Raw genomic sequence first — 16,744 nt, 5'->3', positions numbered from 1 at the left:
GCATTTCCCGTTGTACTCCTCATCTTGCCGCGTTCGATCCGCCCGTGGCGGCCTTGCCACCTGCCGACGCGAACATCCTGAAGCGATTGACCGTTGACACCCTCCTTATTTATTTTCTACTGTTTAGCAAATCGGGAGGGGTACGTGAGGATGCAGCGCACACTGGAGCTTGTCGAGGCTGAGGTCAGCGAGAGGAGCCGATGGCACTTCCTCGTCATGCGACACGGCGATCGCGTCGCGGTCGGCGAGTGCTCGGACGCGGGGGACCGCGCACGGCTGCTCGAACAGTTGGCCGCGGCATGTCGCCGGCTCGTGGGCCGGGACCTGGTCGCCGACCGTCAGGCCGTTCTCGCCGACCTGGCGGACCAGGTGTCACGAACGAACTCGGACGGCAGGCTCGTCACCGCCACCCTCATGGGTGGGCTCGAGCAGATGATGGTCGACCACGCCGCGCAGGCGGCCGGCGAGCCGGTGTGGAAGTGGCTCGGCGGCTCGGATCCCGGCTCCGTTCCGGTCTACGCGAACATCAACCGCATGCCGGGCGGCCGCTCTCCCGAGGACGTCGCCGTGATGGCGCGCCGCGCGGTCGGCGCGGGGTTCACCTCGGTCAAGTGCGCGCCCTTCGACGTCAGCGTTCCGGGGGAGCCGTTGGCGACCACGGGGATGGCCCGGCTCAGGGCGATTCGCGCCGCCATCGGCGATGAGGTGGAGCTGAAGGTCGACTGTCATGAGCGCCTCCCCGCCGAGGAGGTGCACCGGCTCCTCCCCAGTCTTGAGGGCCTCGGGATCGCCTGGTTGGAGGACGCCGTCAGCATCGGTTCAGTGGCGGAATTGCGTGCGCTTCGAGCGGCGACGGCCCTTCCGCTCGCCGGCGGAGAGCTCATGTTCGACCCGGAGGAGGCCCGCGCCGCGGTCGCCGGCCGGCTGATCGACGTCCTCATGCCGGATGTCAAACACGCCGGAGGTGTGGAACGCGTGCTGCGCATCGCCCGCTCGGCCCCGGATCTGGCGATCTCACTTCACAATCCCTCAGGGCCGGTCGCCACCGCGGCCAGCGCCCACACATTCGCCGCATGCTCCAACGCCACCGTGCTGGAGTACCAGTTCGGCGAGACACCATGGCGCTCCGAGCTCGTCAGCGGGCTTGAGCGCGTCGTGAACGGACGGCTCTACTTGACCGACCGTCCCGGCCTCGGAGTCACCCTCCAACCGAACCATCCCAGCTGTCGAGTTCTGTGGTCCACGAATATCTAGGACGGCCATCGATGTCCAAGCAGTTCATTCCCCGCCTCCGCGGCCGATCCAGTTTGACGATCATCGCGCTCGTCGCCTGTGGCGCGCTCGTCCTCTCAGGATGCCGGTCGGCGGTCAACTCATCGCCGGACGATTCCGGGCCGCGGAAGGGCGGCATCCTGAACATCGTGCAGAGCGCCGACATCGCGCCCTCGACGTTCCTGTCCCAGAACAATCCGAACTTCAGCGTCATACGGACGGTCTTCAACACACTGACCGCCTACGACCATCATTCCCTCCAGCCTCAGCCCGAGCTGGCCACGAGCTGGAACATCGCGCCCGACAAGAAGACAGTGACGCTGAAACTGCGGGACGGCGTCACCTTCCACTCTGGCCGCCCGTTCACCGCCGACGACGTCGTCTTCACCCTCAAGGCCATGACGCGCCAGGACGTCCCGTCGCAGCTCAAGCACGTGGCCGCCGCCATCACCGGGATGAAGGCCGACGACGCGAACACCGTGACGCTCCACCTGGCACAGCCCGTGTCCAACCTGTTCGACCTGTTCGAGGTGACGCCGATCGTCGACAAGGACACCTTCGACGATCTCCTCGCCGGAAAGAAGTTCGTCGGCACGGGAGCGTTCCAGGTCGTGAAGTACACGCCCGGCTCCGGTGTCGACCTCAAGAGGTACGCCAATTACTGGCAGAAGGGCCGCCCGTACCTGGACGGCGTGCACATCAGCGTGCAGAGCCAGTCGCAGTCGATGCTCTCCTCGCTTCGCTCGGGGCAGACCCAGCTCGCTCTCGACCTGGCGCCCCTGGACACCGCCGCGATCAAGAACGATCCCGGATTCCAGGTCATCGCCTCCGATGCGAACGACGCGACGTACTACGTGGGCTCGAACGTCAAGATCGCCCCACTCGACGACCGCGACGTCCGGCAGGGCATCGCCTGGGCGATCGACCGCGACCGCATACTCAAGCAGGCTCTCGCCGGCATCGGGCGGACCAGTTCCCTGCCATGGTCATCGTCCTCACCGGCCTTCGACCAGCGCAAGGCCGACACCTACGCGCAGGACCTCGCCAAGGCCAAGCAGCTGATCGGCCGGGCCGGCGCCACCGGCAAGACGGTCGAGGTCGCCTTCAACTCCGGGTTCGCGACGAACAAGGCCATCGCCGAGATCGTCCAGTTCGACCTGAAGGCGGTCGGCCTGCGGGCGCAGCTCGTACCGCTCCAGGCGCCCGACTTCTTCGCCAAGCTCGGCAGCGGCGACATGCCAGGGCTGTTCGTCAATGTGCACGGCTTCGGCCAGCTCGGCCCCGCGACCCTCGTCAAGGGCGCCTTCCCGTTCAACGCCGACAAGAACGCCTCCAGCTTCGACTCCGATGAGTACCGCACCATCGCGAAACAGCTCTGGACGCCGGCGGACGACGCCGCCGCCAAGGCCGCCTACACGCGGGTCAACGACTTCCTGCTCGACCAGCAGTTCGTCAGCGACCTCGTGGTCAGCGCGCACACCTTCACCATCTCCACGAAGCTGAAGGGCCTGCGGTACACGATGTACGACTATCTCGATCTTGACGACGCCTACCTGACGAAGTGATGCCGACCGATGATTAGCTACGCACTGAGGCGTGTCCCGTCCGCTCTCCTCGTGCTGGTCGTGGCGTCGGTGCTCGTCTTCGCCGTCCCGCGGCTCGCGTCGGGCGACGCCGCGGACGTCCTGGCGGGCCCCGACTCCACGGCCGCCACCCGGGAAGCGGTCCGGCACGACCTCGGTCTCGACCAGAGCCCCGTCCTCCAGTACGCGCAGTGGGCCCGGGACCTGCTGACCGGCGACCTCGGTACCTCCTACATCCGTAAGGAACCGGCATCGCACGCGATCGGGGCCGCGCTCGGGCAGACGGTCACCCTGACAGTGGCCGCTCTGCTCCTGGCCGTCGTGCTCGGCGGCCTCGCGGGCGTGGTGCTCGGCACCGGCCGGCGGCGGTTCGTCACGCGGCCGGTCGGCGCGCTCGTCTCCCTCGCCTTCGCGCTGCCGCCGTACGTCAGTGGCGTCCTGCTGGTGCTGCTGTTCGCCGTCACGATCCGGCTGCTCCCGGCGACCGGGTACATGCCGCTGACGCAGAGCCCCGACCTCGCCCTGCAGTACCTCCTCATGCCGGCGCTGTGCCTCGCGCTGCCCACCGCGGCCACACTCGCCCGCTTCCTCGCCGCCTCCATACGGCAGGTGATGGACGAGGACTTCATCCGCACCGGTGTGGCCAAGGGCCTGACCGCCTATCGCCTGGTCCGCGCGCACGTCGTCCCGAACGCCCTGCCGCCGGTGCTCACCGTGCTGGGCATCCAGGTCGGGCAGCTGCTCGGCGGCGCCATCGTGGTGGAGGCCATCTTCGGCTGGCACGGCATCGGCGACCTGCTGGTCACGTCGGTGCTGGACCGTGACTACGTCCTGGTCCAGGACCTGCTCCTGTTCGCCGTTGCGGTATTCGTGGTCGTGCAGACCCTCACCGACCTCCTCCACGCGGCGATCGACCCCCGCATCCGGCTGGAGGCATGATGATCGCCCTGTCCACCCCAGCCGCCACGGCCGCCTCCCGGCCGCAGCGTTCGCGCTGGTCGCGGGCCCTGCGATTCCCCGAGACCGCCGCGGGACTCGTCATCGTCGCCGCGCTGTTCGTGCTCGGCATCCTGGCGCCCTGGATCGCACCGTACGGCTTCGACGCGCAGAGCAGTGACAGCTTCGCCGGGGCCGGCGCCTCGCACCTTCTGGGCACCGACGAGTTCGGCCGCGACGTGTTCAGCCGGGTGCTGTTCGGCATCCGGCAGGACGTCGTGGTGGCCGGCCTCGCCGTTCCGATCGGAGGGCTGCTGGGCATCGCTCTCGGTCTGCTGTGCGGATCGCACCGGATCGTGGACTCCATCGTGCAGCGGGTCTTCGACGTGCAGCTCGCCTTCACCGCTCTCGTCCTCGGTGTCGCGGTGTCGGCCACCGCCGTCGGCCCCGGGATGACGGCCATCGTCGTCACCTGCGTCGTCGTCAACGTCCCGCTCTTCGGGCGGCTCACCCGGTCGGCGATCCAGGCGCAACGTTCGCGCGACTACGTGGTCGCGGCCGAGGTGGTGGGCGCGAGCCGCGGCCGTGTCCTGCTGCGCCACATCCTGCCCAACGCGCTGGACACGCTCATCGTCCAGGCCGCCCTCAGCCTGTCGACGGCGGTGTTCATCGAAGGGGCGATGAGCTTCGTGGGCATCGGCGTCCGCCCGCCGGCCCCGTCGCTGGGCTCGTTGCTGAGGACCAGCGTCAACTTTCTCGACCAGAATCCCTGGTACGCACTGGGCCCCATCATCGTCGTCACCGCTCTGGTGCTGGGCTTCAATCTCATCGCGGACGGACTGAACCGAGGGCTGCTACGCCGATGAACTCGACCGAACACACCACCCCGCAACCCCTCACCGGCGCCGGCGCCCTGCTCGGGGAGGGCCCGATCTGGGACGACGACGCGCACCGGCTGCTCTGGGTCGACATCTGGGGCGGCCTGCTGAACGCCACTTCCCTCGCGGGCGAGACCACCTCCACCGACCTGGGCGCGCCCTTGTCCTCGGTGGTGCTCAGCACGCGTGGCACGCGCGTCGTCACCGCCGGACTCTGCGTGCTCGAGCTGATCGACCAGGGCGCTCGTCACCTCGCCGACATCCCCGAAGACCCGTGCATGCGGGCGAACGACGCGGCCGTCGACCCGGCCGGACGCCTCTGGATCGGGACCATGACGATGCCTCACCGCCCCGTCCGCTCCGGCGGCCTGTGGCGGCTCGACCCCGGGAGCGACGTCCCGGTCCGGGTCCTGGACGACGTCCGGCTCGCGAACGGTCTCGCCTGGAGTCCGTCCGGCGACACCCTCTACTTCGTCGACTCCCTGCGCCAGGAGGTGAACGCCTACCCGTTCGACCCGGCCGACGGTTCGATCGGCGCCGCACGTCCGTTCCTGCGCATCCGCGACGAGGACGGCATGCCCGACGGAATCACCGTCGACGCCGACGGCAGAGTATGGGTGGCGCTCGCCGGCGGCGGCGCGGTCCGCCGCTACGGCCCCTCGGGAACCCTCGAGGAGCACGTCGCACTCCCCACCCGCTTCCCGACCAGCTGCGCGTTCGGCGGCCCCGGCCTCCGGCAGCTCTTCATCACCACCGGATCACGGCCCGTCGCACCGGACGAAAGACCGCGGGAGATCGCCCGAGGCGCCGGCGCGCTCTTCCGGCTCGGCACCGGCGTACGCGGCCTGCCCACCTCGCGGATGGAGCTCTGACATGCCGACCTACGAGAGAACCGTGAGTGTCGTCACCGGCGCCGCCCGCGGTATCGGACGTGCCATAGCGACGCATCTGCACGCCTTGGGCGGCAACGTCGTGGCCGTCGACATCGATGAGGCCGTCGCCGAGCACGACGACGGCCGGTCGTGGCGCGCGGTCGTCGGCGACATCACCGACCCGGGCGTCCAGGACGCGTGCCTCGCCGCCGCGGACTCTCTGCCGGGAGACCTTGCCGTGCTCGTGAACTGTGCCTTTGCCGAAGAAAGGGCTCCTTTGCTCGACGGAACCCCGGCGGGATGGGAGCGCACGTTCGCCGTGTCGTTGAGCGCCCCGGTCGAGCTGAGCCGCAGGTTCGTGACGGCTCTGGACTCACGACCGGGAGCGATCGTCAACGTCGCATCCGTACACGCCTTCCGAGCGGCGCCCGCGTTCGGCGCCTACGCGTCCGTGAAGGCGGCGCTGGTCGCCTTCACCCGGACCGCCGCGGTGGAGTGGGGCCCTCTCGGCGTCCGGGTCAACGCGGTCGCTCCCGGCTTCATCGCCGTGGAGCGCAACGCCCACATCTGCCGCGATCCCGCGCGTCTCGCCGCGGCCATCGGCGGGGCAGCGCTGCGACGTCCCGGCCGCCCCGAGGAGGTCGCCCGATGTGTGGCCTTCCTCGCCGGGCCCGACGCCTCGTTCGTCACCGGCGCCATCCTCGCCGTGGACGGAGGCGTCCTCGCACGACTCCCGGAAGGAGATCGGTCATGAGCCAGTCAGTCCTCCAGGTCCGTGACCTCGTCACGCGCTTCGACTCCGAGCGCGGACTGGTGCGGGCGGTGAACGGCGTCTCCTTCGAGGTACGCGCCGGTGAGACGCTCGCTCTCGTCGGCGAGTCCGGATCGGGCAAGTCGGTGACCGCCATGTCCCTGCTCCGGATGGTGCGTCCGCCCGGACGCATCGAGTCCGGGGAGATCCGCTACCAGGGCCGCGACCTGCTGACACTGGACGAGAAGGAGATGCGCGAGGTCCGCGGCGGCGGTATCAGCATGATCTTCCAGGACCCGATGTCCTCGCTGAACCCGGTGATGAAGATTCGCACCCAGCTCGTCGAGGCGATGCTCAGCCACGGTAAGTTCACCGGTTCGCAGGCACGCGGCCGCGCGGTCGACCTGATGAGACGGGTCGGCATCCCGGACCCCGACGCCCGGCTCGCCGACTATCCGCACGCCTTCTCCGGCGGGATGCGGCAACGCGTCATGATCGCCATGGCCCTGGCCAACGACCCCGAGGTCGTCATCGCCGACGAGCCCACCACGGCTCTCGACGTGACCATTCAGGCGCAGATCCTCGACCTCCTCACCGAGCTCAACCGTGACCTCGGGACCGCGATCGTGCTGATCACGCACAACCTCGGCGTGGTCGCCCGGTCGTGCCAACGCGTCGCGGTGATGTACGGCGGACACATCGTCGAGGAGGCGCCGGTGGACGCGCTGTTCACCTCACCCCGCCACCCCTACACCCGAGCCCTGCTGGCCGCGACCCCACGACTCGCCGCCTCCCGCCGGCTGCCGCTCGTGCCGATCGAGGGCCGCCCGCCGGACCTGGTCGCGCCGATACCCGGATGCCCGTACGCGCCACGTTGTGACGTGGCGGAGGAACGCTGCCACGAAGAGCACCCGCCGACGTACTCCAACGAACGCGCAAGCCGGGACTGGACGTGCTGGATCGCCGGACCGGACGGCGAGCTGCCGCCGGCCGCGAAACCGGGCGCGCCCGCGTCGCGGGAGCACACGGCAGGGCCTGAGACTCCGCTGCTCGAGGTCGACGAGCTGGTGAAGACCTTCCCTGTCAAGCGGCGCACCTCGCCCTGGCGCCGGACCACGCAGTACGTCAGCGCCGTCGACGGCGTCAGCCTGTCCATCGCGCCCGGCGAGACGGTGGGGCTGGTCGGCGAGTCCGGCTGCGGCAAGTCGAGCGTGGCCAAGGCACTCCTCGGCATCCACCCGGCCACGTCCGGCACCATCCGGTTCGACGGCCGGGACATCGGAGTCCTGCGCGGCGCCGACCTCGCCTGGTACCGCGGCCAGACGCAACTGGTGTTCCAGGACCCCATGTCCTCGCTGAACCCCCGCCTCACGGTCGGCGACGCCGTACGAGAACCCCTTCTCGTCCACGGCCTCGCCAAGGGAGAGCAAGCGCGGCACCGCGTCACGGAGCTGCTGGACCTCGTGGGTCTCGACCCCGCGGCGGCCGCCCGCTACCCGCACGAGTTCTCCGGCGGTCAGCGACAGCGCATCGTCATCGCACGCGCTCTCGCGGTGAATCCCCGGCTGCTCGTCTGCGACGAAGCGGTGTCCGCTCTCGACGTCTCCCTGCAGGCACAGATCATCAGCCTCCTTCAGGATCTGCAGCGACGGCTCGGCTTGTCCTATCTGTTCATCGGGCACGATCTGGCGACCGTCCGCTACATCTCGCACCGCATCATGGTCATGTACCTCGGACAGATCGTGGAGTCCGGTCCGTCCGAAGAGATCACCGCCAACCCCCAGCACCCGTACACCGCCAGCCTGCTCTCCGCCGTGCCGGAGCCGGATCCCGCCCGCGAGCGCCAGCGGGAGCGCATCGTGCTCGGCGGTGACGTGCCCAGCCCGATCGATCCGCCCCCGGCGTGCCGTTTCCACAGCCGTTGCCCGATCGGGCCGCTGACCAACCCCGGCCGCACCATCTGCGCCACCGAACGACCGCCCCTCCGGCAGGTCGCCCCTGGCCAGTACACCGCCTGCCACTTCCCCGGGGAACTGCGCCGAAGCGGTCTCGACAGCGCGGCCGTGGTGCCGTGATGAACCTGGACGCGTCCGGCGACGGTCACGCCATCGTCCCCGGGCATGCGCACCGACTCGATCCGGCCCCGGTCGGCGGACTCGAGAGTCTGCGCCGCAGGAACACGGCGCAGGTCGCCCGGGCCCTGCTCCAGCTCGGCGCCTCCGCCCGCGCCGAGATCGCCCGGACGACCGGACTCAGCGCCACCAGCCTCACCAAGATCACCGCATACATGATCCGGATGCGCGTGATCCGCGAGCTGGCCGTCGTCATGGGAGGAGACACCGGCCGTCCACGAGTACCGGTCGCGCTCGACACCTCCCACCACCGCTTCATCGGCCTGCACATCGGACTGCGGCGGACCACCGGTGGCCTGCTCGATCTCGCGGGCAACGTCGTCGTGGAACATGCCGTCACGCACCGCCGGCCGACCCGCTCCGGCATCCTCGCCGAGGCGCGGGATCTTCACACCGAGCTCGTAGCGGCCGCCGGAGGAGCCGACCGGGTGCTCGGCACCGGCATCGTGACCGGTGGACGCGTCGACCCGGCCCGGGGCGTCGTCGTCGAGCACCCACTGCTGGGCTGGAGGGACGTGCCGCTCGTGACCGAGATCGGGCCGGCCGGTCATCCCGTCCTGGTGGACAGCAGCGTTCGTGGCCTGGCCCTGGCCGAGACCTACCTCGGCGCCGCGCGCGACACGAGTTCCTCGGTCTTCCTCTTCATCGGCAACATCGTCGGCGCGGGGCTCATGATCGACGGCCGGCTGAGGAAGGGCCACGACGCCGCGGCCGGTACCATCGACCATCTGTCGCTCGGCACCGACGCGCTCGACGCCGACGCGCCCGGCGAGCGGTGCCGCTGTGGCCGGCGCGACTGCCTCGCGGCCCTGGCCAGCGACGTCGCCGTCCTGGCGAGGGCGCGCAGCGCCGGTATCGTACGACCACACGCTTCGTTCGAGTCGCTGGTCAAGAAGTCACGGACCGGCGATCCGGCCGCGACCGACCTCCTCCGGACCCGGGCCGAACTGGCCGGAGTGGCCGCGGCCACCCTCCTCGACCTGCTCGACCCCGACCTCCTCGTGCTCGGCGGCGGCCTGCTCCAGACGCCGGAGCACCTCGGCGCCCTGCGCTCCGCCGCTGCCCGCCGGCTCACCCGTCCGGACGCCGCCGACCGCATCGTACCGACTGGTCTGGGCGCCGGCTCCCTCGTACGTGGATCGGCCAGTCTCGTCCTGCACGCCTTCTTCACCGACCCGGTCGGCATGCTGCCCGCTCATTCGGCCGGAGCCGGGCGGCCTTCCCTGACCGGCGCGGCGAGCGATGGCTATGGCCGGGCAAGAGGATCGGCGTAGAAGGCGTCGAGCACCGGTGTAGCCGCGCCCTGGACGAGACCCGACGGCCCGACCAGGACCGCGGGCTGAATCGGGGTCGGCTCGCGCCCGCCGACCACTCGCTCGCGAGCCGCCGACACGACCTGCTCGAACCGTTCCGTGGACGAGACGACCTCGCCGCCGCCGATGATCGCGAGGTCCGGGTCGTGGACATCGATCAGTGCGGCCACGGTCGTGCCGACGCGCGCGGCGCGCAGCTCGAGCATTCGGCGTACCGTGCGTCCCTCGGAGATCTTGACGAGGTCGTCGATGGTCGTGCCGCCTGGCAACAGCCCGCGCTGCTGCGCCTCGAGCGTGAGCGCGGCGTCGCTGGCCACCGCCCACAAGCAGTCACGGCGCCCGCACGTGCATGGGACGGCGGACCGGGAACCGGAGCTGACGTGGTCGATGAGCCCTGCCGCGTCGTGCTGACCGCGCGCGATGTCCCCGTGCACCACGTGCGCGCACCCGATGACGTTGCCGACGAAGACGTAAAGAACGTTCCGCGCGCCGGCGTCCGCCGCGAGCCGGGCCTCGGCCAGTGCCAGCGCCCGAACGGTGGACTCGACTCGTGGCACCGGAAGGCCGTCGACCCGGAGCCCCTCGGAAAAGGCCACGTCGTGCCAGCCCAGTCCCTCGAAGGTGCGGACGGCGCCGGACTCGGGCGGCACCCAGCCACCCGTGCAGGCGCCGTAGCCCACCACGTCCTCGCGTCGTACGCCGGACTGCTCGACCATCTCACGCACCAGACGGGTGGCGGTCGACAGCACGGTCCGGGGCGCGGCGCTGCCGTGCTTGCGGGACCGCAGCGCGACCACCTGGCCGGCCAGGTCGACGAGCCCGACGGTGACCCGCTGCAGCCCGACGTGCACACCCACGAATCGATGACGGTGCGGATTGAGCGTGATGGGCCGACGCGGCCGGCCTCGCCCACGCGCCTGAGCCGACGCCGGCTCGGTCTGCGGGGCCTCCGCGATGTACTCGGCGCGCTCCAGCTCAATGATGATCTTTGTGATGGCGGCGGCGCTGAGTCCCACGCTGGACGCGATCTCCGAGCGTGACACCGCGCCGCGAGCACGGATCTCGGACAGGACCGCGGCGGCGTTACCGCGTCGCAGGCTGTCGAGCTGCTGGCCCAGCTGACGTCCCTGCAGCGCCGTTCGCGTCGTCACGAGGCTCCCTCCTGCGCCGGCCGGACAGCCGCTGATTCCGTTGATCCTATGTGCGTGCCGCAGCACAGTACGTCGGAGCCCGGACGGCCGGCGCTCGGGTCGGCCGCCCGGATCTCATGAATCGGACGAGCTCGGGAGCCGGACGAGTTCAGGAACCGCAGCTTCGCCCGTGCCCGGTGAACCGCAACAGCGTCACGCTGTGCGGCTCGAACTCGTGGCTCAGGACGCCACCGTCGGCCTTCTCCTGTGAGGTGCGCACGCTGATGTCGCTTGGATGACCGGGGGCGTTGTAGGACTCGACCGAGGCGCCGTTCACCGTCGAGACGCTCACCGGGCCGGTGACGCCCTTGCCGGGCAGCGCGACGTCGGCAGGCACGGCGTGCTCGGCGTCGCGGTTGACGACCATTGTCCGGATGACGCCGCCGGCGCACGCGGACACCACGCGAAGCGCGGCGTACGTCCCCGCCGGCGCCGTAAGGACCGGGTTTCCGGTCACGGTGCTCTTGACGACGTGACCACCGGCCATCGTGGCGTACAGCCCCAGCACGTTGGCCCGGCCCGTCATGAGGAAGCCTGGTGGGCTGCCGAACAGATTGGCCGGATTCGGCGCCCCAGCGGCTGAAGGCAGGTCGGCGGTGTTGGAGTTGATCGACACCCTGACGTCGTTCTCCATCTGGCCGGCGACCTGCGCGGCCAGGTACAGGACGTGCGCCAGCCGGGCCTCGTAGGCGGGCGCGGGCGTGTTGAGCGTGCCGTACTCGGTGACGAGCAGGTCCGGCCGGGTGGCGGTGTCAGGGAAGTAGCGCGCCATCCGGTCGCGCAGGTCACGCAGGTCGGCGTCCCGCTTCGCGGTCGCGACCTGCAGATTGCCATAGCGCGTGAGTGTGCCGTCCTCCGGGGGCGTGCTGTAGGAGTGCGTGCCCAGGCAGTCGTACGGGCGCGATCCCATCGCCTCGACGAACTCCGGGCGGCCCCAGCCGGAGCAGACCTCGATCGAGGGATCGACCGACTTCATCGCCTTACGGAAAGCGACGTAGCCTTGGTGGACGCCACTGGTGTACTCGATCGACAGGGACGCCCCCGCGGGCGGAACGGCCCCGTGCGTACCGTCGCCGAAGTGGACGATCCCGTCGAGCTTGCCGACGGTGTAGACATGCGCGTCAGGCGCCTGCCCGGCGAGACTCGCGACCCGCTGCCAGGGGCTGCCCGCGACGCGGAGCACGGGCTCGGTGATCGGCCCGTCGCCGACGCCCGGGGCTCCTTCGTCGTCACCGGGCAGTGCGATGGGAGCGAATCTGACCCGGTACTCCTGGTTCGGCGCACCCGTGCCCTGGCGGCGGGTCGCCAGGTCGCAGCCGAGGAACAGGCCGTCGTTGTCCTGATAGGCAGCGTCCTTCGCGGTCTGCCGCTGCCAGCCGCCCTTGATGAACTGCTGAAGGCGCGCCGCCGCCTCTCCCGACCACCAGTAGTGCTGGCCGACGAGGTACGGCTCGTTCCCGAACTCCCAGTAGTGGATGCCGTAGGGCTTGGCGTGACCGTTGCGCGCGCGTACGTCGCCCCAGTCCACGCCGCCGTTCGGGTTCGTCGCCTTGCCGTCGGCGGGAGCGTTCATGTACTCGACGAAATCGGCGGCGCCGGCGGCGGACTGATTGATCGCCGACACCATCATCATTGTCTCACCGCCGATGGACCGGACGTACTTCTCGTTCTCATCGGGACCGAAGCGGCTGTCGGTCGAAGCGAAGCGGCCGTTCGCGAAGCCGCCTGACGTCTGGCACTTCCGCTGGTCCTGCGGGCCGATCGCCCGCTTGAAGTCGAAGAGGTTCGCGACCGTGCCACCGGGGTAACGGAGCATGTCGAGGCCCGCCTGCTTGCTCAGCCGGACGATCCCGTCGGCCGGCCGCCCGGCGGCGGAGTTCCAGATCCCCTTGCCATCGTCCGGCCACCGCTGGTTGGCGCCGACGATCGCCGCGGGGACCTCCCCGACCGGGCGGCCGTCCGACGTCACGTAGCGCTCCGGGGAGACGGTGATCCTCGTCGGCGCCGCGCCCGCCTGAGCTGGGGACAGCGGAAGCGCGGCCACACCGGCCAGCGCGATGAGCGAGGCCGCCGCTAACAGGCGCACCGATCGTTGTGGTCGCCCCTGAGGTCTCGCTCGCCTCACGGGACTGTCTCCGAGATGCCCGAACATGTATTTCTCCTCTTGCCGACTCCGCTGCACGGAGGCGGATCAGTCGACGTCAGCCTGGCACCGACGGTTCGACCTTAGAGGATTTATTCAATAGTGTGAAGTAAATAACGACCGCAATCGCGGCGGCGACCCTTCCGCGAAGACCGGCGCGCCGAACCACGTGCCCGGCTGGCTCACCACCGCCACCGACCACATGATCGAGCCGTGGGCCAGCCCGCCGAACCCGGCCAACACCCCGCCCAAGGAGGGCAGGCAACTGGCCGAGCTGAACGCCAACCAGGTCTCGACCCTGTACCAGGACCACGCGACCACCCCGGGGGCGAAGCTGTACTGGCGGCTGTCCCACCGCTCGATGACCTCGACCATCCGGTAGACCTGAGCCACTGTGAGCACCGGATGTTCTGGGCGCCAACGAGCCTGGCGAGGTGCTGCTGACCCGTTGGCGTCGCTCTCGATGGTCAGCCGGTTGACCCATTGCCGGGCCAGCCATAGGCCTCGGCCGTTGCTGCTGTCGGCCGGTACGGCGTGCTGGCCTTGCGCGTCCGGCCGGGCCAGCCCCGGGCCGTTGTCGGTGACCCGGCAATAGAGGCGGCCGTCGGCCTGCCACAGGCTGAGGCGTCCGCGCTCGCCGCCATGGCGCACCGCGTTGGTGGTGATCTCGTTGACCGCCACCACGAACCGGTACAGGTCTCGCCCGGTGAGACCGTGCCGCGCGGCGTAGCGCTCCACCAACCGGCGCAGCAGGACGAGCGTGCCGAAGTCGAAGTCGTACCGCGTCTCCGGACGGCATTTTCCGACGGGGACAGAGCCGTACACATGGAGCCCACTCCAGGGAATGGCGTCCTTCGCGCAGGTCAGTGCGCTGTCGTGCGCGGATGGTGCACCCAGCCGTGCGGGTCCGGGGCACGGCCGGTCTGTACGGCCATGAGCTTCTCGCGCAACCAGAGGGTGAGGGGACCGGGCCGGCCGTCTGCCATCTGCCAGGCGGTGGTGCGTGTGCGGGCCCGGCCGACGGGGGTGATGACAGCGGCGGTGCCGCAGCCGAAGACCTCGGTGATCGAGCCGTCCGCCGCGCCCGTCTGCCACTCCTCCAGGCTGATGCGGCTCTCGCTGACGGGGTGGCCGAGGTCGCGGGCGAGGGTGAGGACGCTGTCGCGGGTGATCCCGGGCAGGAGTGAGCCGGTGAGGGCGGGGGTGGTGATCTCGGCGGCAGGGCCGTGGCCGCGTACGAAGAAGAGGTTCATGGCGCCCACTTCCTCGATCCAGCGCCGCTCGACCGCATCGAGCCAGACCACCTGGTCGCAGCCGTGCTCGGCGGCGTCGTTCTGGGCGAGGAACGCGGCGGCGTAGTTCCCGGCGAACTTGGCGGCGCCGGTGCCACCCGGGGCGGCCCGTACATAGTCCTCGGCGATCCACACCGACAGAGGTCTGATGCCGTCGGGGAAGAACGACCCGGCCGGGGAGGCGATGAGCAGGAACAGGTACTCGGCCGAGGGCCGGACGCTGAGCGTGCTCTCGGTGGCGAACATCAGCGGCCGCAGATACAGAGAGTGCTCCGCGGCGTCGGGAACCCAGCACCTATCGTGACTCACGAGCAGCTCACATGCCTTCATGAACAGCTCGACGGGTAACTCCGGCATGGCCATCCGGCGGGCGCTCGCCTGGAAGCGGTGCGCGTTGGCCTCGGGCCGGAACAGCGCGACCGTACCGTCCGGCTGCCGGTACGCCTTGAGCCCTTCGAAGATCGACTGGCCGTAGTGCAGTCCTGTGGCGGCCGGGTCGATGGTCAGCGGGGCGTATGGGCCCAGCGCGGCGTCATGCCAGCCCGCCTCGCCGGTCCACTTGATGGTGACCATGTGATCTGTCATGTACCGGCCGAAGCCGGGTGCGGCCAGAATCTGCTGCCGCTCGGCATCAGGACGCAGGTGAGGATGCGGTTTGATGGTGAACTGGGGGAGCGTGAGGGGCATCTGGGCTTCCCTTACGGGCGTGCGCTCACCGTGGTGCGCGGTCAGCGGGTGCGGAACGGGCTTCGGAGCACTGGCTACGGGCCAGGGATGCGGGCCGTCGAGAAGCCTGCGCGGGGCGCGGCCGAACTCGATGAAGAGCCGCTCGCGCGTCTCGGCGGTGGTGCAGCCCAGTAACAGGCAGGGGTCGAGATCTATGAGCAAGCAACTGCCCGTTGCCCGTGCGTACAGCGTAGACCCGCTGGATGCCGGGGTGAATGGCGTCGACGAAGGAGAACGGCACGGCAACCGGTTCGGCATTGCGGCCGAGCTGGACTGGTGATCGCGGGTTGACCTCGAGTTCGGTTGAGGTTGCCGGCTAGGGGCGACATCAACCGATCGGGGGAGAGCAACGTGCGCGTGAACCACAACCGGGCGCAGGCACCTTCCACTGGCACGTGCTCGTCGGCCGCTACCCCCAGGCCCACGCCCTCGCCCAGGAAGCAAGAGACCGGCTCGCCCCCTACTTGCCGACGTGCCACCCATCACCGTTGCCTACAGCACCGTCACCCAGCCCGCCGCCCCACTGATCGAAGCCTTGGGCCTGAGCCTTCCAGCACGCGAACTCACGCTCGACGCCGTCAGCCTCGTCATCCAGCACGGCCCCGAACGCCTCTGGAACTGGCAACACATCGGCTCCGCGCTCCTCCTCGGCGAAAACAACCCTCTCTGACCACGGTCAGAGCCACGCGACCGGTCGACACGACTTCCCTGCCGAGCTTGCCACCGGCCCAGTCGCCGGAAGTCGTCCAGCGTCAGGCTGAGCTCCGCACGCCCGCGCCATCGCATTTGCGCGGTTTCACTCGCCGCCTTTTCGATGAGGGCCACGGCCGGGCCCGGATTCGAGACGAACACCAGGTGCGAAGCGCCCTCGACCACCTCGATGGTCGCGCCGGAGCGCTGGGCCATGAACTCCTGCGCCGCCGGCGGGATGATCCGGTCGGCGCCGCTGATCAGGTTGTAGCTCGGGATCGTGTGCCAGGCCTGTGGGTCGGCGGCGGGCTCACCGAGGGCGGAGCCCGTGGCTGGACGCTGCGTGATCGCGAAGAGCGCGGCTTCCTCGGCGGGCAGATCCCCGGCGAAATGGGGATGGAACACTCTCGGGTCGATGTAGAGGTCGACCTGCCCGCCGGGCAGCGGCGCTGGAGATGACGGCGCCACCGTATGAGTGGCCGACCAGCACGATCGGTCCCTCGATGCTGTTCAGCAGCGCCTTGAGTTGCTCCGCGTCGGATGAGAGCCCCCGAAGCGGGTTCGGCGCGACCACGACCGGATAGCCGTCGGTGGCAAGCCGCTGGACGATCGCGGTGAAGCCGCTGCCGTCGGCGAAGGCTGGCAGCGGTGCTTAGGTGTCGATCTTCAGCGCATCGCGCCGTCCACGTCGCCCTCCGCCGGGCGGCGGCAGTAGTAGACCAGAGCGGGTGGGAGATTCGCCCACACCGTCCGGCTGATGACCACCTCGTCGAACCGCGACCGCATGGAGCGCAGCAGGCGCCGGGCAGGCGGGGTCCAGCGGGCATGTACGTAGGCGAGTTCCACGACGGTCGGAGAGCCGGTACTGGGGACGACCGCCGTCGCCACCCTGGCCAATGCCGGGCCGCTCGGCGCGACCGCGCCGACCGTCATGGGATCGCGTACGAACTCGAGAAAGAACGACAC

Annotated in this window: 15 protein-coding genes and 1 pseudogene; 9 read left to right on the top strand and 7 right to left on the bottom strand. The window is 69.9% G+C overall.

All coding sequences use genetic code 11. The annotated features are described in order from the left end of the window. The first annotated feature begins 150 nt into the window (after positions 1-150). From ACQP2T_RS35855 to ACQP2T_RS35820, 8 genes are read left to right on the top strand one after another with little or no spacing between them, the layout of a single operon-like run. The gene (locus tag ACQP2T_RS35855) at positions 151-1,254 is read left to right on the top strand and encodes a mandelate racemase/muconate lactonizing enzyme family protein (RefSeq protein ID WP_433519871.1); all 1,104 of its coding nucleotides are present in this window, start codon (positions 151-153) and stop codon (positions 1,252-1,254) included. 11 nt (positions 1,255-1,265) lie between these two features. After that, positions 1,266-2,837 (top strand): ABC transporter substrate-binding protein, encoded by a 1,572-nt coding sequence (locus ACQP2T_RS35850; protein ID WP_433509323.1) that lies wholly within the window; start codon positions 1,266-1,268, stop codon positions 2,835-2,837. A gap of 9 nt (positions 2,838-2,846) precedes the next feature. Then, the gene (locus ACQP2T_RS35845; RefSeq protein WP_433509322.1) at positions 2,847-3,794 is read left to right on the top strand and encodes an ABC transporter permease; all 948 of its coding nucleotides are present in this window, start codon (positions 2,847-2,849) and stop codon (positions 3,792-3,794) included. Then, the gene (locus tag ACQP2T_RS35840) at positions 3,791-4,657 is read left to right on the top strand and encodes an ABC transporter permease (protein ID WP_433509321.1); all 867 of its coding nucleotides are present in this window, start codon (positions 3,791-3,793) and stop codon (positions 4,655-4,657) included. The genes ACQP2T_RS35845 and ACQP2T_RS35840 overlap by 4 nt, the downstream gene beginning before the upstream one ends. Then, complete coding sequence (locus ACQP2T_RS35835) at positions 4,654-5,541, top strand: SMP-30/gluconolactonase/LRE family protein (protein WP_433509320.1); 888 nt, start codon at positions 4,654-4,656, stop codon at positions 5,539-5,541. The genes ACQP2T_RS35840 and ACQP2T_RS35835 overlap by 4 nt, the downstream gene beginning before the upstream one ends. A gap of 1 nt (position 5,542) precedes the next feature. Beyond that, complete coding sequence (locus tag ACQP2T_RS35830) at positions 5,543-6,295, top strand: SDR family NAD(P)-dependent oxidoreductase (protein WP_433509319.1); 753 nt, start codon at positions 5,543-5,545, stop codon at positions 6,293-6,295. Then, the gene (locus ACQP2T_RS35825) at positions 6,292-8,367 is read left to right on the top strand and encodes an ABC transporter ATP-binding protein (protein WP_433509318.1); all 2,076 of its coding nucleotides are present in this window, start codon (positions 6,292-6,294) and stop codon (positions 8,365-8,367) included. The genes ACQP2T_RS35830 and ACQP2T_RS35825 overlap by 4 nt, the downstream gene beginning before the upstream one ends. Continuing rightward, the gene (locus tag ACQP2T_RS35820; protein WP_433509317.1) at positions 8,367-9,698 is read left to right on the top strand and encodes an ROK family protein; all 1,332 of its coding nucleotides are present in this window, start codon (positions 8,367-8,369) and stop codon (positions 9,696-9,698) included. The genes ACQP2T_RS35825 and ACQP2T_RS35820 overlap by 1 nt, the downstream gene beginning before the upstream one ends. Here ACQP2T_RS35820 and ACQP2T_RS35815 read toward each other — a convergent pair. The 4 genes from ACQP2T_RS35815 to ACQP2T_RS35800 form a co-directional block, all read right to left on the bottom strand. Then, the gene (locus ACQP2T_RS35815; RefSeq protein ID WP_433509316.1) at positions 9,671-10,888 is read right to left on the bottom strand and encodes an ROK family protein; all 1,218 of its coding nucleotides are present in this window, start codon (positions 10,886-10,888) and stop codon (positions 9,671-9,673) included. The genes ACQP2T_RS35820 and ACQP2T_RS35815 overlap by 28 nt on opposite strands. 148 nt (positions 10,889-11,036) lie before the next feature. Then, a complete protein-coding gene (locus tag ACQP2T_RS35810; protein WP_433509315.1) occupies positions 11,037-13,013 on the bottom strand; it encodes a hypothetical protein in 1,977 nt (658 codons plus the stop codon). A 153-nt stretch (positions 13,014-13,166) separates the two neighbouring features. Beyond that, complete coding sequence (locus tag ACQP2T_RS35805; protein WP_433509314.1) at positions 13,167-13,895, bottom strand: ATP-binding protein; 729 nt, start codon at positions 13,893-13,895, stop codon at positions 13,167-13,169. 38 nt (positions 13,896-13,933) lie between these two features. Next, entirely contained in the window at positions 13,934-15,049 is a 1,116-nt protein-coding gene (locus tag ACQP2T_RS35800; protein ID WP_433519870.1) for a branched-chain amino acid aminotransferase, read from the bottom strand. Positions 15,050-15,242: 193 nt separating this feature from the next. Between ACQP2T_RS35800 and ACQP2T_RS35795 the strand changes: the two genes are divergently transcribed. Then, positions 15,243-15,368 (top strand): hypothetical protein, encoded by a 126-nt coding sequence (locus ACQP2T_RS35795; protein ID WP_433509313.1) that lies wholly within the window; start codon positions 15,243-15,245, stop codon positions 15,366-15,368. 212 nt (positions 15,369-15,580) lie between these two features. Here the strand turns inward: ACQP2T_RS35795 and ACQP2T_RS35790 are convergent, their stop codons facing one another. The 3 genes and pseudogenes from ACQP2T_RS35790 to ACQP2T_RS35780 form a co-directional block, all read right to left on the bottom strand. Beyond that, entirely contained in the window at positions 15,581-16,246 is a 666-nt protein-coding gene (locus ACQP2T_RS35790) for an alpha/beta hydrolase (protein WP_433509312.1), read from the bottom strand. Positions 16,247-16,282: 36 nt separating this feature from the next. Further along, positions 16,283-16,352, bottom strand: a pseudogene (locus ACQP2T_RS35785) (hypothetical protein); the annotation flags it as partial. Between the two features lie 92 nt (positions 16,353-16,444). Next, positions 16,445-16,744 carry a hypothetical protein gene (locus tag ACQP2T_RS35780; protein ID WP_433509311.1) on the bottom strand — a complete coding sequence of 100 codons (300 nt, stop codon included), beginning with the start codon at positions 16,742-16,744 and terminating at the stop codon, positions 16,445-16,447.

It is taken from the genome of Nonomuraea sp. CA-143628 (assembly GCF_050942315.1).
GTDB lineage: Bacteria > Actinomycetota > Actinomycetes > Streptosporangiales > Streptosporangiaceae > Nonomuraea.
The sequence above is the reverse complement of the archived record's forward strand: the minus strand, read 5'-3'. Positions and strand labels throughout refer to the sequence as shown.